The organism is Kitasatospora paranensis, assembly GCF_039544005.1.
GTDB classification, from domain to species: Bacteria; Actinomycetota; Actinomycetes; order Streptomycetales; family Streptomycetaceae; genus Kitasatospora; species Kitasatospora paranensis.
The window spans coordinates 4451529-4476212 of record NZ_BAABKV010000001.1; the positions used below are offsets into that span (position 1 = coordinate 4451529).

General features: G+C 71.8%; 23 protein-coding genes, 2 tRNA genes and 4 pseudogenes. 17 read left to right on the forward strand and 12 right to left on the reverse strand.

Annotated features, from left to right (window positions below; translation table 11 throughout):
- Nucleotides 1–628 precede the first annotated feature (628 nt).
- The 4 genes from ABEB13_RS21475 to ABEB13_RS21490 all read left to right on the forward strand — a co-directional run bounded on the left by ABEB13_RS21475 (nt 629) and on the right by ABEB13_RS21490 (nt 2186).
- Nucleotides 629–1294, forward strand: coding sequence for a hypothetical protein (locus ABEB13_RS21475; protein WP_345706791.1), 666 nt, complete (start codon nt 629–631; stop codon nt 1292–1294).
- Nucleotides 1295–1364: 70 nt separating this feature from the next.
- The gene (locus ABEB13_RS21480) at nt 1365–1700 is read left to right on the forward strand and encodes a DUF6191 domain-containing protein (protein ID WP_345706792.1); all 336 of its coding nucleotides are present in this window, start codon (nt 1365–1367) and stop codon (nt 1698–1700) included.
- A gap of 159 nt (nt 1701–1859) precedes the next feature.
- The gene (locus ABEB13_RS21485) at nt 1860–1988 is read left to right on the forward strand and encodes a DLW-39 family protein (protein ID WP_014137031.1); all 129 of its coding nucleotides are present in this window, start codon (nt 1860–1862) and stop codon (nt 1986–1988) included.
- Nucleotides 1989–2113: 125 nt separating this feature from the next.
- A tRNA-Ala gene (locus ABEB13_RS21490) sits at nt 2114–2186 on the forward strand.
- 78 nt (nt 2187–2264) lie between these two features.
- Here the strand turns inward: ABEB13_RS21490 and ABEB13_RS21495 are convergent.
- Together ABEB13_RS21495 and ABEB13_RS40665 are read right to left on the reverse strand one after the other, a co-directional pair.
- On the reverse strand, nt 2265–2972 hold the full coding sequence (locus tag ABEB13_RS21495; RefSeq protein WP_425559968.1) for a DUF5324 family protein: 708 nt from the start codon (nt 2970–2972) through the stop codon (nt 2265–2267).
- Nucleotides 2929–3123 (reverse strand): annotated as a pseudogene (locus tag ABEB13_RS40665) (DUF5324 family protein); the annotation flags it as partial. The gene ABEB13_RS21495 and the pseudogene ABEB13_RS40665, both read right to left, overlap by 44 nt.
- A gap of 157 nt (nt 3124–3280) precedes the next feature.
- Between ABEB13_RS40665 and ABEB13_RS21500 the strand changes: the two are divergent.
- The 3 genes from ABEB13_RS21500 to ABEB13_RS21510 all read left to right on the forward strand — a co-directional run bounded on the left by ABEB13_RS21500 (nt 3281) and on the right by ABEB13_RS21510 (nt 4777).
- The gene (locus ABEB13_RS21500; protein ID WP_345706794.1) at nt 3281–3805 is read left to right on the forward strand and encodes a peptidylprolyl isomerase; all 525 of its coding nucleotides are present in this window, start codon (nt 3281–3283) and stop codon (nt 3803–3805) included.
- An 82-nt stretch (nt 3806–3887) separates the two neighbouring features.
- On the forward strand, nt 3888–4334 hold the full coding sequence (locus tag ABEB13_RS21505) for a hypothetical protein (RefSeq protein ID WP_345706795.1): 447 nt from the start codon (nt 3888–3890) through the stop codon (nt 4332–4334).
- Nucleotides 4301–4777, forward strand: coding sequence for a rhomboid family intramembrane serine protease (locus ABEB13_RS21510; protein ID WP_345706796.1), 477 nt, complete (start codon nt 4301–4303; stop codon nt 4775–4777). The genes ABEB13_RS21505 and ABEB13_RS21510 overlap by 34 nt, the downstream gene beginning before the upstream one ends.
- Before the next feature lie 292 nt (nt 4778–5069).
- Here ABEB13_RS21510 and crgA read toward each other — a convergent pair whose 3' ends face one another.
- Complete coding sequence (gene crgA / locus ABEB13_RS21515) at nt 5070–5321, reverse strand: cell division protein CrgA (protein ID WP_100889228.1); 252 nt, start codon at nt 5319–5321, stop codon at nt 5070–5072.
- Between the two features lie 164 nt (nt 5322–5485).
- Here crgA and ABEB13_RS21520 point away from each other — a divergent pair.
- From ABEB13_RS21520 to ABEB13_RS21555, 8 genes and pseudogenes are all read left to right on the forward strand, one after another.
- Nucleotides 5486–6243: pseudogene (locus ABEB13_RS21520) on the forward strand (DUF881 domain-containing protein).
- 80 nt (nt 6244–6323) lie between these two features.
- Nucleotides 6324–6494 (forward strand): hypothetical protein, encoded by a 171-nt coding sequence (locus ABEB13_RS21525; RefSeq protein ID WP_198524051.1) that lies wholly within the window; start codon nt 6324–6326, stop codon nt 6492–6494.
- Between the two features lie 65 nt (nt 6495–6559).
- Nucleotides 6560–7221, forward strand: a pseudogene (locus ABEB13_RS21530) (aminodeoxychorismate/anthranilate synthase component II).
- Between the two features lie 63 nt (nt 7222–7284).
- Complete coding sequence (locus ABEB13_RS21535) at nt 7285–7710, forward strand: hypothetical protein (RefSeq protein ID WP_345706797.1); 426 nt, start codon at nt 7285–7287, stop codon at nt 7708–7710.
- The gene (locus ABEB13_RS21540; protein WP_345706798.1) at nt 7662–8330 is read left to right on the forward strand and encodes a class E sortase; all 669 of its coding nucleotides are present in this window, start codon (nt 7662–7664) and stop codon (nt 8328–8330) included. Before ABEB13_RS21535 ends, ABEB13_RS21540 begins: the two co-directional genes overlap by 49 nt.
- A gap of 106 nt (nt 8331–8436) precedes the next feature.
- Nucleotides 8437–9165 (forward strand): class E sortase, encoded by a 729-nt coding sequence (locus ABEB13_RS21545; RefSeq protein WP_345706799.1) that lies wholly within the window; start codon nt 8437–8439, stop codon nt 9163–9165.
- Between the two features lie 34 nt (nt 9166–9199).
- A complete protein-coding gene (locus ABEB13_RS21550) occupies nt 9200–9373 on the forward strand; it encodes a BRO-N domain-containing protein (protein ID WP_345706800.1) in 174 nt (57 codons plus the stop codon).
- 20 nt (nt 9374–9393) lie between these two features.
- Nucleotides 9394–10101, forward strand: a pseudogene (locus ABEB13_RS21555) (BRO-N domain-containing protein); the annotation flags it as partial.
- Between the two features lie 220 nt (nt 10102–10321).
- On the opposite strand, the gene pknB reads toward ABEB13_RS21555, so the two are convergent.
- The 6 genes from pknB to ABEB13_RS21585 all read right to left on the reverse strand — a co-directional run bounded on the left by pknB (nt 10322) and on the right by ABEB13_RS21585 (nt 18662).
- Entirely contained in the window at nt 10322–12361 is a 2040-nt protein-coding gene (pknB, locus tag ABEB13_RS21560) for a Stk1 family PASTA domain-containing Ser/Thr kinase (protein ID WP_345706801.1), read from the reverse strand.
- 262 nt (nt 12362–12623) lie between these two features.
- Nucleotides 12624–14084: a peptidoglycan D,D-transpeptidase FtsI family protein gene (locus tag ABEB13_RS21565; RefSeq protein WP_345706802.1), complete on the reverse strand. Its 1461-nt coding sequence runs from the start codon at nt 14082–14084 to the stop codon at nt 12624–12626.
- Between the two features lie 12 nt (nt 14085–14096).
- The gene (locus ABEB13_RS21570; RefSeq protein WP_345706803.1) at nt 14097–15536 is read right to left on the reverse strand and encodes an FtsW/RodA/SpoVE family cell cycle protein; all 1440 of its coding nucleotides are present in this window, start codon (nt 15534–15536) and stop codon (nt 14097–14099) included.
- 46 nt (nt 15537–15582) lie between these two features.
- Complete coding sequence (locus ABEB13_RS21575; protein ID WP_345706804.1) at nt 15583–17157, reverse strand: PP2C family protein-serine/threonine phosphatase; 1575 nt, start codon at nt 17155–17157, stop codon at nt 15583–15585.
- Nucleotides 17158–17279: 122 nt separating this feature from the next.
- Complete coding sequence (locus tag ABEB13_RS21580; protein WP_345706805.1) at nt 17280–17792, reverse strand: FHA domain-containing protein FhaB/FipA; 513 nt, start codon at nt 17790–17792, stop codon at nt 17280–17282.
- Nucleotides 17793–17804: 12 nt separating this feature from the next.
- Nucleotides 17805–18662 (reverse strand): FHA domain-containing protein, encoded by an 858-nt coding sequence (locus tag ABEB13_RS21585; RefSeq protein WP_345706806.1) that lies wholly within the window; start codon nt 18660–18662, stop codon nt 17805–17807.
- Nucleotides 18663–19080: 418 nt separating this feature from the next.
- Here ABEB13_RS21585 and ABEB13_RS21590 point away from each other — a divergent pair.
- Nucleotides 19081–19165: transfer RNA gene (locus ABEB13_RS21590), tRNA-Leu, on the forward strand.
- 392 nt (nt 19166–19557) lie between these two features.
- On the forward strand, nt 19558–22602 hold the full coding sequence (locus ABEB13_RS21595; RefSeq protein ID WP_345706807.1) for a S53 family peptidase: 3045 nt from the start codon (nt 19558–19560) through the stop codon (nt 22600–22602).
- Between the two features lie 67 nt (nt 22603–22669).
- Here the strand turns inward: ABEB13_RS21595 and ABEB13_RS21600 are convergent, their stop codons facing one another.
- Genes ABEB13_RS21600 through ABEB13_RS21610 form a run of 3 tightly spaced genes read right to left on the reverse strand, consistent with a single transcriptional unit; the run spans nt 22670 to nt 24487 of the window.
- Entirely contained in the window at nt 22670–23050 is a 381-nt protein-coding gene (locus ABEB13_RS21600; protein ID WP_345709768.1) for a sensor histidine kinase, read from the reverse strand.
- Entirely contained in the window at nt 22998–23819 is an 822-nt protein-coding gene (locus tag ABEB13_RS21605; RefSeq protein WP_345706808.1) for a sensor histidine kinase, read from the reverse strand. Before ABEB13_RS21605 ends, ABEB13_RS21600 begins: the two co-directional genes overlap by 53 nt.
- Nucleotides 23816–24487: a response regulator gene (locus ABEB13_RS21610; RefSeq protein WP_345706809.1), complete on the reverse strand. Its 672-nt coding sequence runs from the start codon at nt 24485–24487 to the stop codon at nt 23816–23818. The genes ABEB13_RS21605 and ABEB13_RS21610 overlap by 4 nt, the downstream gene beginning before the upstream one ends.
- Nucleotides 24488–24684: the final 197 nt, after the last annotated feature.

The window sequence follows — 24684 nt, forward strand, 5'->3', positions numbered from 1 at the left end:
CGCCAGTGCTCTACGCCAACACCAGCGGACAGCGGCGGACTAGCCGGTGCATGGGCGGATTGGCAGCGGGGCCAGTAGGCGGCTTGATCGAGGCCAAACGAGCCCGATGATCACCTGATAAGGAAGAGGCCACAGGTTCAAGTCCTGTTAGCCCCACCTGCGGCAGAGGCCCGGATGACTCGTCATCCGGGCCTCTGTGTTTGGGCGTTCCTCGGGCCTGGTCGGCGGTGCCCTGCTCCCCTGCTGCCCGGCCCGCCGCCGGGCGGGGTGCCGCCCTCCTGCTGCTCCTCCTGGTGGGCGCTGTGCCCCCGGGCGTGGCACGGGCCCGCCCGGCCACCGTGCGGGGCCGGGACAGGGGCCTCCCGGCCCGCGGCGGTCGTCTCCGGTGAACCCCTGTCAGCCGGACGGCGTAACCCGCTCGGCCGCCCGGTCGTTGGGCCGGATGCGCGGAGGCACCTGGGGTTGGACGACTCGAAACTGCTGTGAATGTGGGGATTGCCGGTCCACAGGGCCGGTCATGGGATCCGTGGACGTGACGCGACCTCCGCTCCTGCTGGCGGAAGACCATGCCCCGGGCCCCGGGTGAAGGGCGATCCAGCCGTCCCCTGCCAGCCATGGAGGCATCCCCATGTCCCGGGAAACCGCCCTGCTCGAATCACGGACGCTCCGCCGCAGCATGTGCGAGCGCGTCGACGTCCTCGACAAGGTCAAGGCCCTCGTCCTGCTGCCCGACGGGCTGCACGTCACCACGCGGATGGTGGCCGACTACTTCGAGGTCGGCGAGCGCGCCATCAATGCCGTTATCCACAGGCACCGGGCCGAGCTCGACTCCAATGGCCTGACCGTTGTCCACAGGTCGGCAAAAGACCAGGTCACGCAGGGCTGCAACGTGCAGCTTAGCCCGAACGGGGGACGATCCTTGGCCCTCTGGCCCCGTCGGGCGGTGCTCAACGTCGCGATGCTGCTGCGGGACAGTGAGGTCGCCCGGAACGTCCGTCGGCACCTGCTGGACGTCGAGGAGCGGGCCTCGGCCGGCCGTCTCGACCATGCTGCCCTGCTCGCCGACGCGGAGCGCCGGGTGCTCGACGGTGAGGTCGGCCGGCGGCTCGGCGCGTGCGAGCGGATGGTGCTGGCCGACCGGGCACTGGTCCGGGCGATGAGCGCGCGGCTGTGCGAGGCGGCGCACGATCTGCGCGAGCTGCGGGCGGACGTCGCCGAGATCCGCGGTGCGCTCGCCGCCCTGGCCGCCCTCGGCGGGGGCACCCGCGACCGCCGCTGGGGCCGCGGCCGCTGACCGTCGACCCTGGACCTTCCGTCCCGTCCCGGGCAGGCTTGCCGGGACGAGGCGGAAGGCAAGGGCGGGGATGGCGATCTTCTGGGCGATGAGCCTGCCGGGGCTGGTCTGTGCACTGGTCGCGGTGGCGGTGCTGGACCAGCTGGCACTGCGGGTTCGCCGGTTGTCCCGACTGCCGTGGCGCGGCCGCGGCCGGGAGGGACAGATCTCGGCGACCGGGTTCGAGCAGCTGCACGCGCAGTTCTCCGCCGGCAAGCAGCACGAGCTGCGCGAGCGCGGCACCGCGCTGATGCTCCGCGACGAGGAGGGCGACGGTGCGCCGCCGCGCGGCGGCGTCGACCTGCTCCGCGGTACGGCCGTCCTTCCCGCAGGTGGAGGCCGTGACGAGGGCGGTCCGAAGGAGTGAGCCGCGGCGTCAATCGGGTGCAGGGAGTGCCGGTTTGGACGGGCGGCGCCCGCTCGGAAGCGGGTTACCGGTGTGTATCATCGGCCGCAGGGCAGTCGTCTGGCCCGACTGCTCGTTCGTGCTCGATCATCCGAACTGCAAGAAGGACGAGGTCCCACGGTGAAGAAGCTCCTCCTGGTCGCCCTGGTAGCCCTCGGCGGCTTCTTTGTCTACCGTCAGGTTCAGGCGGACCGCGCCGAGCAGGACCTGTGGACCGAGGCCACCGACCCGGTCCCGGCCGGTCGCTGAGACCCCCGACGATCTTCGTCGGCCCCGTCCCGCGCTGCCGGGTCGGGTCCGACCGGCGGCCCGCTCAGGATTTCCGCCCGGAGCGGGTACGCTAGTGCGCAGCGCACGCGCCCGTGCGCTGCTGCGGGGCTTTAGCTCAGTTGGTAGAGCGCTGTCTTTGCATGGCAGATGTCAGGAGTTCGAATCTCCTAAGCTCCACATGCCGATCGGCCGCTGACCTGGATTCAGGTCGGCGGCCGATCGTCGTTTCCGGGTCCTGCTCCGTTGCGGCCGGCGTCAGTGCGGCTTGCGCGGGTCGTGCGGCTTGGGCCGGTCGGTGTCCGGCTTGGACGGGGCCGCGTCGGGGGCGGCCGCCGTGGAGGCGGATCCGTCGGCGCCGGGGTCGCGCGGGGTGGAGCCGTTGACCGGGGCGGTCGAGGCCGTGGCGCCGCCGCCCTGCGGGACGGTGCCGCCGACGCCGCCCGGCGCCGTGTCGGCCGGCATGGGCGGTTCGACGAGCCACTCCGGGTTGTTCTGCCGCCGCCACCACTGCCAGGCGAAGACGCCGGCGCCGATGGCGACGGTGCCGGCCACGGCGAGACCGGTGGCCCAGCCGTTGCGGTTCTCCTTCTTGATGTTCTTGGCGGCGATCTCGCTGATCTCGGCCGCGGTCACGTGCCCCTGCAGTGCGGTCAGCGCGGCGGCGCCGCGGACCTGGGCCTCCTGGGCGGTGGGCACCACGGCGGCCTTGGCGCCGGCCACCGCCTCGCCGATCCGGGGGCCGACCGTCGTCCGGGTCGCCTCGGCGGCGCGCTCGGCGGAGTGCTTGGCCGCCAGCGCGGCCTCCTGGGCCCGGTGGACGGCCTTCAGGGTGGTCTCCTGCGCGTGCGGAGGGCGCGGCGAAGGCGTGCTCCAGCTGCGGTGCGACGTGCTTGCCGTACTGGACGCGGGCGGCCTGGGCCGCGTTGGAGGCGCCGATGCGGGCCTGGGCGCCGACGGCGGCAGCCTTGGGGCCGATGGCCTCGACGGTGGGGCCCAGCCGGTTCCTGGCCTCGTCCGCGTACTGCAGGGCGGCCTTCCTGGCGGTGGCGGCATAGGGCGCCACGGCATCCCGGGTCCGGTCGGCGGTGTCCTTGGCTGAGTCCAAACGGGTCACGGCGGTTCTCCTCCTCGGTGGCGTCCGTTATGCACATTTCCACCTGTTTGGAGATCATGCATCCCGCTGCCGGGCCGGGCACGCCGGACTGCGCCGTCCGCGAAGGGGCATGGGATGATTCCCGGTGTTCACCGGACCGGAGACCGAAGGGCATTCCGTGGCACGGAACCTCACCGCCACCCTGAAGACGAATCACGGCGACATCGTGATCACGCTCTTCCCGAACCATGCCCCGAAGACGGTGGCCAACTTCGTGGAGCTCGCCGAGGGCACCCGCGAGTGGGTCGACCCGAGGACGGGCGAGAAGCGGTCCGCCCCGCTCTACGACGGCACCCTCTTCCACCGCGTGATGCGCGGCTTTATGATCCAGGGCGGCGACCCGCTCGGCAACGGGACCGGTGGCCCGGGCTACGCGTTCGCCGACGAGTTCCACCCCGATCTCGCGTTCACCAAGCCGTTCCTGCTGGCCATGGCCAACGCCGGCCCGGGCACCAACGGCTCGCAGTTCTTCGTCACGGTGGACTCCACCACGTGGCTGACCCGCAAGCACACCATCTTCGGAGAGGTGGCCGACGAGGCGAGCCGGGCGGTCGTGCGGACGATCTCCACCGTGCCGACCGGCGCGGCCGACCGTCCGGTCGAGGACGTCGTGATCGAGTCCGTCGAGATCACCCGCGGCTGACGACCGCGCAGTAGCCTGGACGATCCCGGGGGCCCCGCAACGGGAGGCCGCCGGGATCCGTCGTACGAGGAGGGAACCCCGGATGCTTCCGGACGAGCCCGTGCGCCCGCGGCCGGAGGGCACGGCGCAGCTGCCCGGGTGCTACCGGCACCCCGAGCGGGAGACCGGCATCGGCTGTGCCCGCTGCGGACGGCCGATCTGCCCGGAGTGCATGGTGAGCGCCTCGGTGGGCTTCCACTGCCCGGACTGCGTGCGCGGCGGGGCCGCGGAGACCCGGCCCGCCAGGACGCGGTTCGGCGGGCTGCCGTCCGCCGACGGCGCACTGGTCACCAAGGTGCTGATCGGCGTCAACCTGGCGGTCTTCCTGCTCACCGAGTACCTCAGCCCGGCCTGGGGGTCCGGCTGGCGCTGCTCAGCGGGACGCACCTGGGCGGGGTCCCGGTGCGCTACGGCGTCGCGGTCGGGCCGGACGAGTGGTACCGGATCGTCACGGCGATGTTCGTGCACTCCGGGCCGTTCCACATCCTGATGAACATGGTGTCGCTCTGGGTGCTCGGTCCGCAGCTGGAGCGGGTGCTGGGCAGGATGCGCTACCTCGCGCTGTACCTGGTGTCCGGCGTGGTGGGCAACGCGTTCGCGTACGTGGTCGGCGGCGGCACGGTGTTCTCGGTGGGCGCCTCGGGGGCGATCTTCGGCCTGCTGGGGGCGACGGCCGTGCTGTTCCGGGCGACCCGCACTCCGCTGGGCCCGGTGATCGCCCTGCTGGTGTTCAACCTGGTGATCAGCTTCTCGGTGGCGGGGATCGACTGGCGGGCGCACATCGGCGGCCTGGTGGCCGGCGGGCTCACCGCGTACGGGCTGATGTACGCGCCCAGGGACCGCCGCGGCCTGGTGCAGGGGCTGACGGTGGGCGGTGTCTTCGCCCTGGGGGTGCTGATGGTCGTCGTGGAGACGGCCCGTCTCGGCGGCTGACCGGGGCGGTGGACGGGTGCGTTGTCCACAGTGTGCGCCGGGTTGTGCACAGCCCGTACGACCGAGGGGCCGCACCCCTCGGTCTACGCGCGTCCTGCAGTAGAATTCGGAATTGCCCAGGAATGCCGCAGGCGTGTGCCGGTCAATCCGGGGATGAGTTATCCACAGGCGAGGGGCGGTTTTCCCCAGTGTGGATAACTGTGTGGATAAACGTACGAGCGGCTGGCGGCGGGCAGTGCGGAGCGCCGTTCCGGCCTCCGCCGGAACGGCGCCCGTGCGGCTCCTGGTGCCGCTACTTCCACTGCGTGGAGACGCCGAAGCCCGCTGCGATGAAGCCGAAACCGGCCAGGATGTTCCAGTTGCCCCAGCTGTGCACCGGCCAGTCGCCGCTCGTCACGTAGTAGGTGACGATCCACACCAGTCCGATCAGGAAGAACGCCAGCATCAGCGGGGCCACCCAGCTGCGGCCGGAACTGATCTTCACGGCGGTCGTGGTGGTCGGCGGCGTGTAGTCGGCCTTCTTGCGGACTCGAGACTTCGGCACGAGAGGCTCTCCTGTCGATGCGCTGTGACCGCGCGGTGTGCAGCGGGGAAACGGGCGGGTTGGGGGCCGGACGTGGTGAAGCACTGCTCCGCACATGCCACCGGCGTCCGTTAGCGTAGTGGCTCGCCGGGTCTGAAGGAGATAAGGGTACGGTGCCTAATTCCATGATTCCCCCACTCCCGGCCTCGCAGCCCCCGCGGCCCACCCGAATTGTCGGACGTGCCCTGACCTGCACCGTTTTTGTGCTGGCCGGGCTGCTTTTCTACGTCAGCGCGCGCACCGCCCACGGCACCGACCTGCGCACCGACGCCTCGCTGCTGCGGCTCGGGGACGTCATACAGCAGCGCTCGACCCAGAACCAGCAGATCCAGGCGCAGATCGGCGCCCTCCAGGACCGCGCCGACGGGCTCGCCCGCCAGCAGGGCCGCACCCCTCCGACGCGGCCCGGCTCGGCAGCCTCCAGCAGTCCGCCGGCCTGGAGGCCCTGCGCGGACCCGGACTGACGGTCACCCTCAACGACGCCCCGCCGAACGCCACCGCCCGGATCCCCGGCGTGCCCGAGCCCGGCGTCAACGACCTGGTCATCCACCAGCAGGACGTGCAGGCCGTGGTCAACGCCCTGTGGCGGGGCGGCGCAGAGGGCATCCAGGTGATGGACCAGCGGCTGATCTCCACCAGCGCCGTCCGCTGCGTCGGCAACACCCTGCTCCTCCAGGGCCGGGTCTACTCCCCGCCGTACGTGATCCGGGCCGTCGGCCGCACCGAGGCGCTGCGCTCCGCCGTCGACGCCGACCCGGCGATCCGCAACTACCTCCAGTACGTCGACGCGTACGGCCTCGGCTGGAAGGTGCAGGAGAGCGGGGAGCTCACCGTGCCGGGCTACGCGGGCTCGGTGGACCTGAGCGCCACCGACGGGCGCTGAGGCCGCCGAAGGCGCCGATACGCGCCGTGCCGGGGCGGATCGGCGTCTAGTCTGGTGTCCGACCTGAACCGAGGAGCACCATGTACGGCTGGATCTGGCGGCACCTGCCGGGGAACACCCTGGTCCGCGCGGTCGTCTCGCTGCTGCTGGTCCTCGGCCTGGTCTACCTGCTCTTCCAGTACGTCTTCCCGTGGGCCGAGCCGCTGATGCCGTTCAGCGACGTCACCGTGGACGACGGCGGCGCGGGCTGATCCCGCCGACAGCCCGCCGCTCCGCTCCCGCCCGCCGCCCGACCCGCACTCCAGGAGTAGCACTCATGAGCTCCGCAGCCGGTTCGCCCCGGATCCTCGTGGTCGACAACTACGACAGCTTCGTCTTCAACCTCGTCCAGTACCTGTACCAGCTGGGTGCCACCTGCGAGGTGGTGCGCAACGACGAGGTGACGGTCGACCACGCCGTCCGCCGCGCCGGCGACGAGGGCTTCGACGGGGTGCTGCTCTCCCCGGCCCCGGCACGCCGGAGGAGGCGGGAGTCTGCGTCGCGATGGTGCACCACTGCGCCGCGATCGGGCTGCCGGTCTTCGGCGTCTGCCTCGGGCTGCAGTCCATCGCGGTCGCGTACGGCGCCGTGGTCGGCCGGGCGCCCGAGCTCCTGCACGGCAAGACCTCGCCGGTCGAGCACGAGGACGGCGGGGTCTTCGAGGGCCTGCCCTCGCCGATGACGGCCACCCGCTACCACTCGCTGGCGGTCGAGCCCGCCACCGTGCCGGACGACCTGGTGGTCACCGCACGGACGGCGAGCGGGGTCGTGATGGGCCTGCGGCACCGCACGCTGCCGGTCGAGGGCGTGCAGTTCCACCCCGAGTCGGTGCTCACCGAGGGCGGGCACCGGATGCTGGCCAACTGGCTCGCCGAGTGCGGCTTCCCGGAGGCGGTCGGGCGATCCCGAGGGCTCGCCCCGGTGATCGGCCGGAGCTGACCAGGTGACCGCCGTACGCCCGGAGGGGGCGGGCCGAAGGGTCCGGGAGCGGACGACTGGGGCGTGTACGAGCCCGCCCGGCCGCAGCAGACGTCGCAGCAGCAGACGTCGCAGCAGCAGCCGGAGCAGCGGGAGCGGCCCGAGCGGCCGGAGCCGCCGCAGGCCGGGCGGGCTCCGGCCGGTCAGGCCGTGGTGCCGGTGCCGGACGACAGCACGATGCAGCTGCGCGCGGTGCCGGCGCAGCCCGCACCGCCGCTGTCGAGGCCGGACGAGCGGCCGGAGGAGTGGGCAGCCGCCGACGGCCCGGCCGGGGCGGTGCAGGCGGGCGGCCGGGCCGAGCGCCGCCGGGCCGGCGGACTGGCGGCTCCGGGGACGGGCCGGCGCCGGGCGACCGGCCGCACGGCCGCCGCCCGGGTGCGGCCCCGGAACGCCGCCGGGTCGTGGTCGCCCGCGCGGTCGGAGAACTCTTCATCACCCTCGGCCTGGTGATGCTGCTCTTCGTGGCGTACCAGCTCTGGTGGACCAACGTGCAGGCCGATGCCTCCGCGAGCGCCGCCGGGAACCGGCTGGAGCAGCAGTGGAGCAGTGCCCCGCAGCCGAGCGGCAGCCCGGGCGCACCGGCCGCCGGGGCCTTCCAGCCCGGGCAGGGGTTCGCGCTGCTGTACATCCCCGCGCTGGGGCTCAAGTACCCGGTCGCGGAGGGCACCGGCAAGCAGCAGGTGCTCGACAAGGGCCTGGTCGGGCACTACACCGGTACGGCGATGCCCGCCGACAAGGCCGGCAACTTCGCCGTTGCCGCGCACCGCACGACGCACGGTCAGCCGTTCCGGAAGATCGGCCAGTTGAAGCCCGGTGACATGATCGTGGTGGAGACCGCGACGACGTTCTACACCTACCAGGTCGCCGGGGGCATCCCGGAGACGCCGCCGACCGACGTGGGCGTCATCCAGCCCGTGCCCAAGGGCTCGCCGTTCACCCAACCGGGTCGATACATCACCCTGACGACGTGCACACCCGAGTTCAGTGCCCGGGGACGGCTCATCGTCTTCGGCAAGATGGTCGGGGAACAGCCGAGGAGCCAGGGCAAGCCGGCCGCGCTCACCGGCTAGGGCTTGGCTGACGATTCGCCCGCGCGGCGGGAATTGTCAGCCAAGCCCTGGGGGCCGGGGCCTGCTCCGGCCGGGGGTGTCCTGTCGCGCGACGGAAGGCACCACGGTGAGTCCTCTCGGCAGTCGGGTGCCCGCGGCCCGGATCCAGGCGGTCGCCTCGGCGGTCGGCGAACTGATGATCACGCTCGGGGTGGTGCTCGCCCTGTTCGCGGCGTACGCGCTCTGGTGGACCGACCTGGTGGCCGACCACGACGCCTCCCGGGCCGCGGCCCGGCTCCGCGGCAGCTGGTCGGCCGGGCCGTCCACGGCCCCGCCGCCGGCCCTCGACGGGCGGTCGGGCGGCGACGCCGTCGGGTTCCTGCACGTGCCCGCGCTGGGCCCCGACTACCAGGTGCTGATCCGGCCCGGCACCGGCCCGGACGTGCTCGACGGCGGGGTGGCCGGTCTCTACCGGACGCCCTACCCCTCCGCGATGCCCTGGGACGCGGTCGGCAACGTCACGCTGGCCGCCCACCGGGACGGCCACGGCGCCCGGTTCCACGACCTCGACCGCCTCGGGCCCGGCGACCCGGTCGTCATCGAGACCGCAGCCGACTGGTACGTCTACCGCGTCGACGCCGTCCTGCCGGAGACCTCCCCGGAGGACGTCGGGGTCATCGCCCCCGTCCCCGAGGGCTCGCCGTACCACCGGCCCGGCCGCTACATCACGCTGACCACCTGCACGCCCGCCTACACCTCGCTGTACCGGATGGCCGTCTGGGGCAGCCTGACCCGGGTGGTCCCGATGGACGCCCGGCGCACACCGCCGCAGGAGCTGGGCCGCCGTCAGGGGTAGTTGCCCGCCGTCCGGGTGACTCGTTGATGCTGATATGACGACGACGAACAACGTCCCGGCGCCGTTCGAGTTCGAGGGCCGGGAGATCCGGGTGCTCACGGTCGGCGGGGACCCGTGGTGGGTGGCGGCCGACGTGTGCGCGGTCCTGGAGATCGCCAACCCCCGTGACGCCCTGCGCAAGACGCTCGACGACGACGAGAAGGGGTAGCTACTGTCTACACCCCCGGCGGTGACCAGCAGGTTTCCGTCATCAACGAGCCCGGCCTCTACTCGCTGGTGCTGCGCTCCCGCAAGCCGCAGGCGCGGGCCTTCAAACGGTGGATCACCCACGAGGTGATCCCGCAGATCCGGCGGACCGGCCGGTACGCGGTGTCGGACAGCCAGGACCAGGACGTGCCGGAGGCGATGGCGGAGGTCCTGCGGCTGATCGCCCGGGCGGCCGGGGAGGCCTTCGCCTCGGGGAGCCGGCTGGCGTCGGCGGTGGAGGACGCGACGAGGGCCGTGGACGGTCTGAGCGGCCGGATTGCCGACCTCACCGATCGGATGGACGCCGGGACGCCTCACGTCCCGGGGCAGGCGCGGGCCGGGCGGATCCCGCCGGACGGGCCGCTCTGGCACCCTGACGTGCCGGAGGAGGCGCTCACCTTCGACGCGGTCGCCGAGCTGCTGGGCGCCGAGCTCGGCCGCCCCGAGTTGAGCCGCAACCGGCTCTTCGGGACGGCGCGGGACGCCGGGCTGCTCCGGCAGCTGGAGCCTCCGTACGGCGGGCACAGCATCACCGACCGGCGGCTGGGGTCGCTGTTCCGGGTGCGGCGGATCAGCGGGGCGGTGCACGGCTGGCCGTGCGTGCACCACTTCCAGCCGGTGGCCCTGCCCCAGGGTGTGGTGATCATGCGCCGGCTGGTGCTGCAGGACATCGGACGCGGGGTGCTGTGAGGCTCCACCGGCTGTGCACAGCCTGTGGATAACTTCCGGCCGGTGACGGACGGTAGGGGGATGCCCGGGCCGCCTGACATGGTGTTGGCCCGAACGGGTGGGGGAGTGGCGGCCTGGGGACAACCCTGTGCACAACCGGTGCCCGCACCGCCGTCCGGCCGCGGAAAAGCCCGGAGGGGCCGCGCGGTTCGCGCGGCCCCTCCGGGGTGGTGCCGTCCGGTCAGTTGCCGCCGGGGAGGCCGAGGCCGCCCGGCTTGGTGGTGAGCCGGATCGTGGTGCCGGCGTCGACCGGGGTGCCCGACGGCGGGTCGCTGGTGACCACGATCGCGGTGTCGTCCTGCGGACCGCTGATGACCAGCGGGGCCAGGCCGCGCTGGGTCAGCATCGCGAAGGCCTCCTTGTAGGTCTTGCCCTGGAGGACGGGGACGAAGACCTTGTCGGCCAGCTTGCCGACAGTGATGGTGACTGTGCCGTTCTTCTTCAGCTGGCCGTCGGTCGGGCTCTGCGACTGCACCACGTCGACCTGCGCAGGGTCGGTCACCACCGTGGTCTTGATCGAGACCTGCAGCCCGGCGTCGGTGATCGCCTGGCTGGCGTCGGCCTTGGTCTTGCCGATCACGTTCGGGACGGGGAACTTGCCGGTGCCGCCCGAGACCACCAGGGTGATCTTGGAGCCGGCGGGCGCCTTGCCGGTCGGCGAGTACGAGATGACCTTGTTCTGGTCGACGGTGTCGTCGTTCTTGGTCTGGGTCTCGACGGTGAAGCCGGCCTGCTGGAGCTGCGCGGTGGCGGAGTCCACGGACTGGCCGGAGACCTCCGGGATGTCGGTCTCGACCGGGCCGGTCGACAGGTGGACCTTGATGACCGTGGTCTCGTCGATCTTGTTGCCGGCCGCCGGGTCCTGGGTGCAGACCTGGTCCTTCTGGATCTTGGCGTCGGGGCAGGCGATCGGGTTGGCGGCCGCCACCTGCAGCTTGGCGTTCTGCTGCTTGGCCTTGGTCTGCGCGTCGGTGAGGCTGAGGCCGACCAGGTTCGGCGAGGTGGTCTGGCCACTCGCGCCGCTGCCGCTGTTCAGCATGGCCTGCACGACGAAGAAGGCACCGACCAGGACGAGCACCGCGGCCACGGCCAGCACGATCCAGGAGGTGTTGTTCTTCTTCGGCGGGTTGGCCCGGCGGCTGGGCCGGTCGTAGCCGTCGTCGCCGTTGTCGTAGCCGCCCTGGCCGCCGCCGTAGCCCTCCTGCGGGTAGCCGTAGCCGGACTGCTGGGAGCCGACCGGCGGAAGCATGGTGGTGGGGCCGGCCGCGCCCTGCTGGGGCAGCAGGTTGGTCTGGCCGTACGGGTCGTACTGGGCGCCGCCCTGGTCGTAGCCGTAGCCGCCCATGCCGAACGCGGCGGCCTGCTGGGCGGCGGCGACCGGGAGGCCGTCGAGGAAGCGCTCGATGTCGTCGCGCATCTCGTCGGCGCTCTGGTACCGGTAGTCGCGCTCCTTGGCGAGGGCCTTCAGCACGATCGCGTCGATCTCGGGGCGGACCTCGGGGTCGAACGCGGACGGCGGCTGGGCCTCCTCCCGGACGTGCTGGTACGCCACCGCGACCGGGGAGTCGCCGACGAACGGCGGCCGGACGGTCAGCAGCTCGTAGAGCAGGCAGCCGGTGGAGTACAGGTCGGAGCGGGCGTCGACGGTCTCGCCCTTGGCCTGCTCCGGGGAGAGGTACTGGGCGGTGCCGATGACGGCCGAGGTCTGGGTCATCGTCATGCCGGCGTCGCCCATCGCGCGGGCGATGCCGAAGTCCATGACCTTGACGTTGCCCTGGCGGGTGAGCATGACGTTGGCGGGCTTGATGTCGCGGTGGACGATGCCGGCCCGGTGCGAGTACTCCAGCGCCTGGAGGATGCCGATGGTCATCTCGAGCGCGCGCTCGGGCAGCAGTCGTCGGCCGGAGTGCAGCAGCTCGCGGAGGGTGGAGCCCTCGACGTACTCCATCACGATGTACGGGATGGAGATGCCGTCGATGTAGTCCTCGCCGGTGTCGTACACGGCGACGATCGCGGGGTGGTTCAGCGAGGCGGCGGACTGGGCCTCGCGGCGGAACCGGGCCTGGAACGACGGGTCGCGGGCCATGTCGGCGCGGAGCGTCTTCACGGCGACCGAGCGGCCGAGCCGGGTGTCATGGCCCAGGTAGACCTCGGCCATGCCGCCGCGTCCGAGGACGCCGCCGAGCTCGTACCTGCCGCCGAGGCGACGAGGCTCTTCCATAGTTCCGACCCTCTCCCTCACCGGCCGGTGAGGATGTGACGTAGGTGTCCCCGCACGCTCTGTTTGACGCTGTCGCAGACGCCCCGGTTCTCCACCCGCCGGCCCGCGGCCGGAGCCGTGGTCGGCGGCGGATACACCCGCTGCTGGCGGATACGCTACCGGGCGAACCTGAGACGACCCGAACAGCCTGCCAGCTGAGACCAGACCGGTATGCACCGGAACGGCCCCGCTGTGACCAATCACGCAGGCCGGTGACGCGTCGCTACCCCTTGACCACGGCTTCCATGACGCTCTTCGCGATCGGCGCGGCGATCGAGCCGCCGCTGATCTCGCGGCTCTCGGCGGCGCCGTCCTCGACCACGACCGCGACGGCGACCTGCTTGCCGTCGGCGCCCTTGGCGTAGGACATGAACCAGGCGAACGGCAGGCCGCTGTTGTCCTGGCCGTGCTGGGCGGTGCCGGTCTTGCCGCCGACGGTGACGCCGTCGATCTGCGCCTTGGTGCCGGTGCCGTTCTTGACCACGGACTCCATCAGCTGCTGCAGCTTCTGCGCGGTGGCCGGGGAGACCGCCTGGCTGAGCTGCTTCTCGGAGTGCTTGGACACCACGGCGAGGTTCCCGGCCTGCTCCTGGTCCACCAGGTACGGCTGCATCAGGCTGCCGTTGTTGGCGATCGCCGCGGCGACCATGGCCATCTGGAGCGGGGTGGCCCGGGTGTCGTGCTGGCCGATGGCGTCCATCGCGGTGCCGTCCGGCGAGGAGTTCGTCGGGAACACGCTGGTGGACGGCCGGATCGGCACATCCACCTGGGAGTTGTTGAAGCCGAACTTCTCGGCCTGGGCGCGCAGCTTGTCCTTGCCCAGGTCGGCGCCGATCTTGCCGAAGACGGTGTTGCAGGAGAAGTCCATGCCGACCAGCAGTGTGGCGTTCTCGCAGGGCTCGGTGTCCGAGGCGTTCTTCAGCACGGTCTTGGTGCCGGGCAGGGTGTACGGGTTGGGGGTGTCCGTCTTGTCCTCGGGGTTCTGGAACATCCCGGTCTCGAAGGCGGCCGCCGCGGTGATCAGCTTGAAGGTCGAGCCGGGCGGGTACGTCTCGCGCAGCGCCCGGTTCAGCATCGGCTTGTTCGGGTCGGCGTTGAGGTCCGTCCAGGCCTTGGCGTCGGCGGCGGTGCTGCCGGAGAAGGTGCCGGGGTCGTAGGACGGGGTGGAGACCAGCGCGAGGATCGCGCCGGTGCGCGGGTCGATCGCGACCGCGGCGCCCTTCTTGTTGCCCAGGCCCTCGAAGGCGGCCTTCTGGGCCTTGGCGTTGATCGTGGTGACGACGTTGCCGCCCTTCTTGTCGCCGCCCGTCAGCATGTCGAGGGTGTTGCGGAAGAAGAGCCGCGAGTCGGTGCCGGCCAGGATGCCGTCCTCCAGGGACTCCAGCTGGCTGGTGCCGAAGGACTGCGAGGAGTAGCCGGTGACCGGGGCGTACATCGGGCCGTCGACCCAGCTGCGCTTGTACTTGTAGCGCAGGCCGTTGACGAAGTCGGAGTTGGTGACCGGCTGGCCGCCGACGATGATGTTGCCGCGCGGATAGGCGTAGCGGTCGTACTTGTTGCGGTCGTTGTGCTGGTTGCTCGCCCAGGCCTGGGCCTGGACCCCCTGCACCCAGTTGGTGCGCACCAGCAGGGCGAGGACGAGGACCAGGCAGAACACCGAGACCCGGCGGATGGGCTTGTTCACGTGCGGATCTCCCTATCGGGCCGGGGCCGGGGACGGCGCGGTGGCCGGTTCGGGCTCGGCTGCGGGGCGGCGGGCGCTGTCGCTGATCTTGAGCAGGATGGCGATCAGGGCCCAGTTGGCGACCACCGACGAACCGCCCTGGGCGAGGAACGGCATCGTCATACCGGTCAGCGGGATGAGGCCGGTGACGCCGCCGGCGACCACGAAGACCTGCAGCGCGAACGCGGACGAGAGGCCGACGGCGAGCAGCTTGCCGAACGGGTCGCGGGCCGCCACGGCGGTGCGCAGGCCGCGCTGGACGATCAGGCCGTACAGCAGGAAGAGCGCCATCATGCCGGTGAGGCCGAGCTCCTCGCCGAACGAGCCGAGGATGAAGTCGCTCTTGGCGGCGAACTGGATCAGCCAGGAGCGGCCCTGGCCCAGACCGGAGCCGGTGACGCCGCCGGAGCCGAACGCCATCAGGGTCTGGCCGATCTGCTCGCTGGACTGCGCCGGCGGGTGCGGGCCGAACGCGGCCATCGGGTCGAGCCAGGCGTTGATGCGGGTCTTGACGTGCGGCTCGGCCATGGCGACCACGGTCGCGCCGCCGATCGACATGATCAGGCCGAAGACGATCCAGCTGGTCCGCTCGGTGGCGACGTAGAGCATCACCACGAAGAGGCCGAAGAACAGGAAGGACGAGCCGAGGTCGGTCTCGAAGATCAGGATGAGGATCGACAGCAGCCAGACCACGATGATCGGGCCGAGGTCGCGGCCGCGCGGCAGGTACAGCCCCATGAAGCGGCGGCTGGCCAGGGCCAGGGCGTCGCGCTTGACCATCAGGTAGCCGGAGAAGAAGATCGTCAGGATGATCTTGGCGAATTCGCCGGGCTGGATGGAGAAGCTGCCGATGTGGATCCAGATCTTGGCGCCGAAGTCGCCCGGCCGGGACGGGAAGAACGCCGGCGCCGCGAGCAGCACCAGGGCCACCGCCATCGAGATGTAGGTGTAGCGCTGGAGGATCCGGTGGTCCTTCAGCAGCACGATCACGCCGATGAAGAACGCGATGCCCAGACCCGACCACATCAGCTGGTTGGCGGCGGCCGGGTAGTTGCTGGCGAGCAGCTTGCCGGCCTTGTCCAGCCGCCAGATCATCACCAGGCCGAGCCCGTTCAGCAGGGTGGCCAGCGGCAGCAGCAGCGGGTCCGCGTACGGCGCGAAGCGGCGCATCACCAGGTGGGCGACGAGGGCGAGCGCGCCCATGCCCAGCCCGTAGGCGAGCATGCCGGCCGGCAGCGTGCCGTCCATCGCGAGGCCGACGTTGGCGTAGGCGAAGACGGGCAGCACCACCGCGAAGGCGAGCATGGCGAGCTCGGTGTTGCGGCGGTTGGGCGCGTTCTGCGGGGTGATGGTGGTGTTGGCGCGTCGGGCGCCGCGGTCGGTGGAACTGTTGCTCAGGTCAAAGGTGCTCACGTGTAGGCCGCTCCCCGACGGCTGAGTCCCCTGGCGGGGGATGGTGCTACTTGGTCGGGCAGGAGGCCGCCAGCTGCTTCTCCTGCTCGGTGAGTTCGGGCGTGGTGCCGGGGTTCCCGGTGCTCAGGGTGCCGGACGTCGGGCTGGGGCTGGGGCTCGCGGTGCCCTCGGTGCGCAGGGCCGCGGTGGTCAGGGCGGTCGAGGTGGCGGTCGGGCTGGGGCTCGGGCTCGCCGTGCCGGGCTGCGGGGCGGTGGTGGCGCCCTGCGAGACCTTCTTGCAGACCGCGGCCTGTGCGCCGAGCGTGCGGACCTGGTCCTGGGCGTCCGCCAGGCTCTTCGCCTGGATGGTCTTGCCGACCTGCGTCCGCTGGTAGTCGGGGAGGAACTTGAGCTCGATGTCGGCGTGCTTCTCGTACACCGAGGACAGGCTCAGCCCGGCCAGGCTCTGGTTGAGGCCGCGGTAGACCGCCACACCGTCGCCGTCGGCGCCGACGTAGTACTGGTCCTGCGTCCAGCGCCAGCCGAGGTAGCCGCCGCCGCCCAGCAGGCCGAGCACGACCAGCGCGCTCAGCGTCAGCTTGAGCCCGCGGCCCTTCTTGCGACGCCGCGAGCGGCCTTCCTCGTAGCCCTCGTACGCCTGCTCGTCGGCGGCGCCGTAACCGCCCTGGGGATCGCCGTAGCCGTCCGCGTAGCCCTCCGCGGGGCCGAAGCCCGGAGCGGTGTCGTAGCCGTTGGCGGGGCCGAAGGCGCCCTGCGGGGCCTGCGGGCGGCCGAGCCCGGCGGCGCGGCCGGCCGGGGTGTTCAGCAGCCCGGGGTCGGCGTGGTGCGGCTGCGCCTCGGCGACGGCACCCACCACCACCGGGATGTCGGCGAGCTGGCCGCTGAGGGTGTCGGTGGCGCCGACGTCGATGACGTCCGCCACGATGCAGGTGATGTTGTCCGGGCCGCCGCCGCGCAGCGCCAGCTGGATCAGCTCCTGGACGGTCTGCTGCGGGGCGTAGTAGCTCCCGAGCGTCTCCTCCAGGGTCTGGTGGCTGACCGGGCCGGACAGGCCGTCGGAGCAGATCAGGTAGCGGTCGCCGGCCCGGACCTCGCGGATCGACAGGTCGGGCTCGACCTGGCCGCGGCCGTCCAGTGCCCGCATCAGCAGGGAGCGCTGCGGGTGGGTCTCGGCCTCCTCCGGCGTGATCCGGCCCTCGTCGACCAGGCGCTGGACCCACGTGTGGTCCTGGGTGATCTGGGTCAGCGAGCCGTCCCGCAGCAGGTAGGCGCGGGAGTCGCCGATGTGCACCATGCCCATCCGCTGGCCGGTCCACAGCATGGCGGTCAGGGTGCAGCCCATGCCCTCCAGCTGCGGGTCCTCCTCGACCATCTGCCGCAGCCGGTCGTTCGCGCCCTGGACAGCCTCCCCGAGGAGGGTCAGCAGGTCGGCGCCGGGGACGTCCTCGTCGAGCCGGACGATCGACCCGAGCACCTCGGAGGAGGCGACCTCGCCGGCCGCGGCGCCGCCCATGCCGTCGGCGACGGCGAGCAGCCTCGGACCGGCGTAGCCGGAGTCCTCGTTCCCCTCCCGGATCAGGCCCTTGTGCGAGCCGGCGGCGAAGCGCAGCACGAGGCTCATGCGGTCGCCGCCCCCTTCCGGGACTGCTCGGCGGTGACCATGCCGCGGGCGCGCACGGCAGCGGCAGCGCGGGGGCCGCGCTCCCGGCTGGTCTTGGACGGGGTGGTGTCCCTCATGCGCCGCTACTTCCGCAGTTCGATGACGGTCCGGCCGATACGGATCGGCATGCCCGGCTGGAGCGGCATCGGCGCGGTGAGCCGCTGCCGGTCCAGATAGGTGCCGTTGGTGGAGCCTAGATCCTCCACCGTCCACTGCCCAGCCTGATCCGGATAGATCCTGGCATGGCGGGAGGAGGCGTAGTCGTCGTCCAGCACGATGGTGGAGTCGTGCGCCCGGCCCAGCGTGATCGTCTGGCCCTGGAGGGCGACGGTGGTGCCGGCCAGGGAGCCCTGCACGACCACCAGGTGGGTCGGGGCTCCGCGGCGCTGGCGCGGCTGCGGGGGTGCGGCGGGCCCGCCCTGCTGGGGCGGGCGGGCACCGGAGGCGGCGGCGGCCGGGGCGGTGCGCCGCGCGGTGCGCTGGTTCACCTTCGTGCCGAAGAGGTCGCTGCGGATGACCTGCACCGCGACGATGACGAACAGCCACAGCACGGCGAGGAAGCCCAGCCGCATGACCGTCAGGGTCAGTTCTGACATGAGTGGCCCGCTCTACCCTTCGACCTGTCGGTAGACGATGGTGGTGGACCCGAGGACGATTCGGGAGCCGTCGCGGAGCGTAGCGCGCTGGGTGTGCTGCCCGTCCACCACGATGCCGTTGGTGGACCCGAGGTCGAGCACCATCGGAGGCGTGCCCGGCCGGATCTCCGCGTGCTTGCGGGACACCCCGGGGTCGTCGATCCGGACGTCGGCCTCGGTGGACCTGCCCAGCACGCAGGCGTTGCCCGTGATCTGGTAGCGGGTGCCGTTGACCTCGATCCAGCGCCGGGTGTTCGCACCGCTGTGGCCGGAGCCGGGGAACGGCCGGACGTTCCCGCCCGCGGCGGGCGGGTTCGCCGGCATCGCGGGCGGCGCCGCGGGCGGCGGCGGCGCGTTGTACGGGGCCGCGCCCGGCTGCTGCCAGGGCGCGCCGGGCGCCGGCGGGGTCGGGCGCCGCTCGTAGCCGCCCGGGGCGGCCTGCTGCTGGGCCGGCTCCTCGCCGGCCAGCGTGCGGCTGCGCACCCGGTACAGGCCGGTGTCGAGCTCGTCGGCCTTCTCCAGGGTGACCTTGAGCGGGCCCATGAAGCTGTAGCGCTGCGCCTCGGCGTACTCGCGGACCATCCCGGCGAGCTCCGTCCCGAGCTGGCCGGCGTACGGGCTGAGCCGCTCGTGGTCGTGCGGGCTGAGCTCGACGATGAAGTCGTTGGGGACGACGGTGCGGTCGCGGTTCCAGATGGTGGCGTTGTTGTCGCACTCGCGCTGGAGCGCGCCGGCGATCTCCACCGGTTGGACCTCGGACTTGAACACCTTGGCGAAGGTGCCGTTCACGAGACCCTCGAGCCGCTGCTCGAACTTCTTCAGGACTCCCACGGGGCACCCCCTTCCAGGGCTTCGACCGGGCCGCGCTCGCGGGCCGGGTTGCGGTTTTCCGTACTGATCGTATCCACGTCGGGCCCATCCGTACGGTTCCCCGTGGACGTGGTCCCGGGGCGTGAGACCCGGCACACGGGTCGGACGGGGACGGGTCCGGGTACGGAGGGTGCCGACGGGCGGCAAGCCAGGGCTACCCGCCCGGGGCCCTTCTCACCCCTCGGTCACCCGTTCGTCGGGGTCCCGGCCGACCGGTCGGCCGGGTGGCGGGGCAACTGATTCGGAGGTAGCCCGCAGGTCGTGCTAATGTTTTGCATGTCGGAAGGGGCGCCCGAGAGGGAAGAACGGAAGACCGGCGAGGATGCGGTAAGGTTCTCGACGAGCAGGAAGGCACGCAAGCGCCCGACTGCGACACCCTTGCGCGGGTGGCGGAATAGGCAGACGCGCTGGATTCAGGTTCCAGTGCCCGAAAGGGCGTGGGGGTTCAACTCCCCCTCGCGCACAGCGAAGCCCCGCAGATCTTCGGATCTGCGGGGCTTTCTCGTTGTCCGCATGCGGGCCCGTGCTCCTGCGCGCCCCCTCGGCGACGCCTTCCCGGCCTTGTCCCGTGTTCACCAAGGTCTCCGAGTGGTAACAGCAGGTGCCCCCGAACGGATTCTGTCCTGAGGGGCTGATAAAACATCCTTCGGAAATTCCGTTCGACAGTTCGAGGAAATGTCCGATTTGGTGCCCGCTGGTGCCAACTCGGAGGTCTCCGCGGGGGTTGTACGTGGGGGATGGCCGGAGAATCGCCGCTTCGAGCGGCTGACCAGGCCTCTGTCTTTAAGTCGCGGGGACGTCGTTCTGTCCGGAATTCCACCCATATCCGCAGCATTGTCATCCAAGGAGATCGCGGATGCTCGACCCGTTGGGTCCGATCCGGACGCCACGAACCAGGGGGATAGGACGCGCGACCACCCTCGCCGTCGTCACCGCTGCTCTGGTCGCCGGGGCAGGCCTGCCCACCCTCGCGACCGCTCAGGCGGAGTCGCTGACGCCCAAGCGCGTCGGTTCCGCTCCCGTTGTCCCGCACGGCGCCACCAAGTCCACCGCGCCTGCCGACATCACCCAGATCGACCTCAGCATCACCCTGCAGCCCCGTGACCAGGTTGCGCTGACCACGTTCGTCAACGCGGTCTCCAACCCGGCCTCGCCGCTCTACAAGCACTACCTCGGCACCGGTGAGTTCGGTAAGCGCTTCGGCGCCGACGCGGCCACCGTGGCGAGCGTGCGCCAGGCGCTGACCGCGGCCGGCCTGCACCCGGGTGAGGTCAGTGCCAACGGCCTGACCATCCCGGTCAAGGCCACCGTGGCCGAGGCGAAGAAGGCCTTCGACACCGACTTCGCCGGCTACAAGCTGGCGGACGGCTCGACCGGCTTCAGCAACACCAAGGCCCCGGCCGTCCGCGGCGACGTGGCCGGCAAGATCGCGGGCATCACCGGCCTCGACACGGCCACCAGGGCGACGCCCCGCAACGTGCCGAAGCAGAAGCCGAAGCCCGCCAAGGTGAAGCCGAACGCGGTGGCGCCGCACAACATCAACGCCAACCCGCATCTGTGCTCCGACTGGAGCAGCTTCCTCGGCAGTCAGGGCATGGTCGACGGCCAGAACTACTACAGCTCCGGCACGCTGGCCACCGCCTACGACATGAACAACATGCCCGACGGCGCCTTCGGCGCCACGGTCGCGATCATGTCGCTGGAGAACTACTCCTCCGCCGCGGTCAACGAATACCAGAGCTGCAACGGCACCAAGGCCAACGTCAGCAATGTCCGCGTCGGCGGCCAGGCCGGCGCGCCGGACACCGCGAACGGCGAGGGCGGCGAGACCGCGCTCGACATCGAGACGGTCGCCAGCCTCGCGCCCGGTTCGACCATCCTGGTCTACCAGGACGCGAACACCGAGCAGGGTCTCGTCGACAACTACTCGCGGATCGTCAACGACAACCGCGCCAGCGTGGTGTCGATCAGCTGGGGCCGTTGCGACCTGGTCCGCGGTGCCGACTCCACCCTGAACCTCATCCTCCAGCAGGCCGCGGCCCAGGGTCAGTCCGTCGTCGCCGCCTCCGGCGACTCCGGCTCCACCGACTGCTACCGCTACGGCGGCACCCAGGACGCGCGCCTCAGCGTGGACAACCCGGCGGCCCTGCCGTACATCACCGGTGTCGGCGGCACCTCGCACTCCGGCTCCGTTCCCAGCTCGTTCTCGACCTGGAACGACGGTCAGGGCGCGGGCGGCGGCGGCGTCTCCAAGTACTGGAAGCTCAGCGACGCGGACAACCCGGCCGGGTCCGTCCACGGCGCCGGTTACGACCCCACTGTCTGCGGTGCGGGTGCCGGCGAGAGCTGCCGTCAGGTCCCTGACGTCTCGGCCCTCGCCGACCCGAACCACGGCTACCTCGTGTTCACCAACGTGGACTCGCAGGGCGTCTGGTACAGCATCTACGGTGGCACCAGCGCCGCCGCCCCGCTGTGGGCCGCGATCGTCGCCACCGCCAACTCGTCGGTCGCTTGCGCGGCCAACGGTCCGGTCGGCTTCCTGAACCCGGCCCTGTACAAGCTGGTCGGCAACACGTCCGTCTTCAACGACGTGAGCGACTTCAGCAGCAACGACCTGACGGCTTCCGGCTACTTCGGCGGCAGCTACCAGGCGACCGGCGGCTACGACATGGCGACCGGCCTCGGTTCGCCCAAGGGCCGCGGTCTGATCGCCGCGCTCTGCCGGCAGCTGCCCTCGCAGCCGGCGGGCAGCTTCACCAGCGTCTCGCCGACCCGTCTGCTGGACACCGGTGTCCCGGGGGCCATCCCGGCCCGCGGCAACACCAGCCTCCAGATCGCCGGCGGCAATGACGCGAAGGGCAACCCCAACGGTGTGCCGGCCGGCGTCACCGCGGTCGCGCTGAACGTCACCGTGGCCAACACCTCCGGTGTCGGCTACCTGACCGTCTGGCCGACCGGCAAGGCCCAGCCCGTCACCTCCAACATCAACTGGGTGGACCACAGCGGCGCCGTGCCGAACCTGGTCACCGTCCCGGTCGGTGCCGGCGGCAAGATCAGCATGTTCAACGGTGCCTGGAGCAGCCCGGCCCGCGTCGTCGTCGACCTGCTCGGGTACTACACCCCGGACACCGCCGGTGCGAACTTCGTGCCGCTGGCTCCGGCCCGGCTGTTCGACACCCGCTACGGCGACGCCAACAACACGGCCAAGGCGCCGGTCGCCGGTGGGGCCGACATCAGCGTCAAGATCGCCGGTGGCAAGGACGCCAAGGGCAACGCCAACGGCGTGCCGGCCACCAACGTGACCGCGGTCGTCCTCAACACCACGGTGACCCGCGGGCAGGGCGACGGCTGGATGGCCGTCATCCCGACCGGCGGCGCGGTCAAGTCGTCCAACCTCAACTGGACCGACAAGAAGACCGTGCCGAACCTGGTCGTGGTGCCGGTCGGCACCGACGGCAAGGTGACCTTCCACAACGGCATGGGCGGTCAGGTCGACGTTCTCGCCGACGTGTTCGGCTACTTCACCAGCGACTCCGGGGCCAAGTTCCACGTGGCCGGCCCGAAGCGCATCGTGGACACCCGGTACGGCAAGGGTGCTGCGGCCCCCGGCCAGATCAACGGCAACACCCTGCACATCAACCTGAACGACAGCGGCGTGCTGGCGGGTGCCACCTCGGTGGTCCTGAACGTCACCGTGGTCAACACCCACGGCGACGGCTTCCTGACCGCCTGGCCGGGCAACACCACCAAGCCGGGCTCGTCCAACCTCAACTGGATGGGCGTGAACAACATGATCGCCAACGCGGTGGTCGTCCCGGTGCACGACAACTCGGTGGACATCACCACCAACAGCCCGGCCGACGTGATCGTCGACCTGATGGGCTACTACAGCGCCAGCTGATCACCGATCGGCCCGCTGCGGCGCCCTCCCCCTCGTGGGGGAGGGCGCCGTTCCCGTTCCGGGGCGGCTACTCGACCGCGGCGGGCAGGTTCGCCCGGACGGCGAAGCCGCCGTCCGGAGTGGCGGCCGCGGTGAGGGTGCCGCCGAGCAGCTGGGCCCGCTCGCGCAGGCCGACCAGCCCGTGGCCGCCGCCGGGCAGCGGGGCGTCCCGCTCGGCGTGCAGCGGCGGCGGGCCGTTGTGCACCTCGACGAGCAGCCGGGCGCCGCGGCCGAGCACCCGGACGGTCACGGCCGCCCCGGGAGCGTGCTTGCGGGCGTTGGTGAGCGCCTCCTGGACGGTCCGGTAGGCGGCCCGCTCGACCGCCTCCGGCCAGCGCCGCAGCCCCGGGTGGAGCTCACTGGTGACCGGCAGCCCGGAGCCGTCGATCAGGCCCGGCAGGTCGCCCAGCCGCGGCTGGGGGCGAGGGGGTGTCCTGCCGTACCCCGGCGGCGCGCAGCACGCCGACCATCTGGCGCAGCTCCTCCAGGGTGCGGACGGCGAGCTCGCGGATGGTGCCCGCGGTCTCCTTGGCGACCGGGTCGCCGGTGGAGACCTGGAGCCCGCCGGCCTGGATCGAGATCAGGCTGACCTGGTGCGACACCACGTCGTGCATCTCGCGGGCGAGCCGGGCCCGCTCGGTGGCCAGCACCCGCTCGGCGAGCAGCCGGCTCTCCCGCTCCTGGCCGCGGGTGAGGTCGTCGAGCCGGTCGGCGAGCTCGCGCCTGGTCCGGGCGAGCAGGCCGAGGGCGGCGGGCCCGGCGGCGAGCATCACGCACTGGATGGCGTACAGCGCGTTGTCCCGGTCCAGGGCGAGCGGGTGGTCGGAGAGCGGCCAGTGGAAGAACTCGGTGAGGGCGAACGCGGTCGCGCACGCGGCGGTGGTCCGCAGCCGGGAGCGCGGGTCGGCGGCGACCGAGTACACGGCCGTCATCGGGGCGATCCAGATGTAGTTCACGAAGGTGCCGGGCAGCGTGAGCAGCAGGACGAGCACCGGCAGCCGGCGCCGCAGCAGCAGGACGGCGGTGGCGAGACCGGACAGCGCGACCTCCCACCAGGCTGCGCCCTTGGAGACCAGGGCGGCATCCAGGGCGGCCATCAGCACCGGGAGGAGCAGCATCAGCCAGGGCGCGGTGAGCCGGGCGGGCAGCGGGCCGGGCAGCGGTGCGGGGGTGGTCATGCGCCGGGATGGCGGGGGTTGCGGACCAGGCCGGCCCGGTGGGCCACCACGGCGGCCTGGACCCGGTTGGCGGCGCCGAGCTTGGCCAGGATCGCGCTGATGTGGTCCTTGACGGTGCCGGTGCCGAGGAACAGCCGGTCGGCGATCTCGGCATTGGACAGGCCCTCGCCGAGCAGGGCGAGCACGTCGAGTTCGCGGCCGGTGAGCTGGCGGGCGAGCGCGGCGGCGTCGGCGTCCGGCCCGCCGCCGTCGACGTAGCCGCCGATCACGGTGCGGGTGACGGTGGGCGAGAGCATGCTGCCGCCGGCGGCAAGCACCCGGACGGCGTGCACCAGCTGCTCGGGGGCGGTGTCCTTGAGCAGGAAGCCGGCCGCGCCGGCGCGCAGCGCGGTGCCGATGTACTCGTCGGTGTCGAAGGTGGTGAGCATGGTGACGGCCGGCGGGTCGGGGAGGGCGCGCAGCCGGCGCAGCACGCTGATGCCGTCGAGGTCGGGCATCCGGATGTCGAGCAGGACGACCTGCGGCCGGAGCTCGGCGGTGAGCCGTTCGGCCTGGCCGCCCGAGCAGCTGCCGACGACCTCCAGGTCGGGCGCGGACCCGACGATCAGGCCGAGGCCGGAGCGGACCAGGACCTCGTCGTCCACGATCAAAACGCGGGTCGGTGGCATGGTTCTCCTCGGCGTGGGCTGTTCGGTACCGAGCCTAGGGCGCGGCGGGGGTGCGTCCGGTCCATCGGGCGGGTGGGGACCCCCGCCGTTCGGCGGGGGTGTGAATCCGCAGGGGGATTCACGCAATTCTCATCCCGGGTGGGGAACGATGGAACAGGAGCCCTTCTGCGGGCCCTGGCCGCTCGGATGACCGGGTG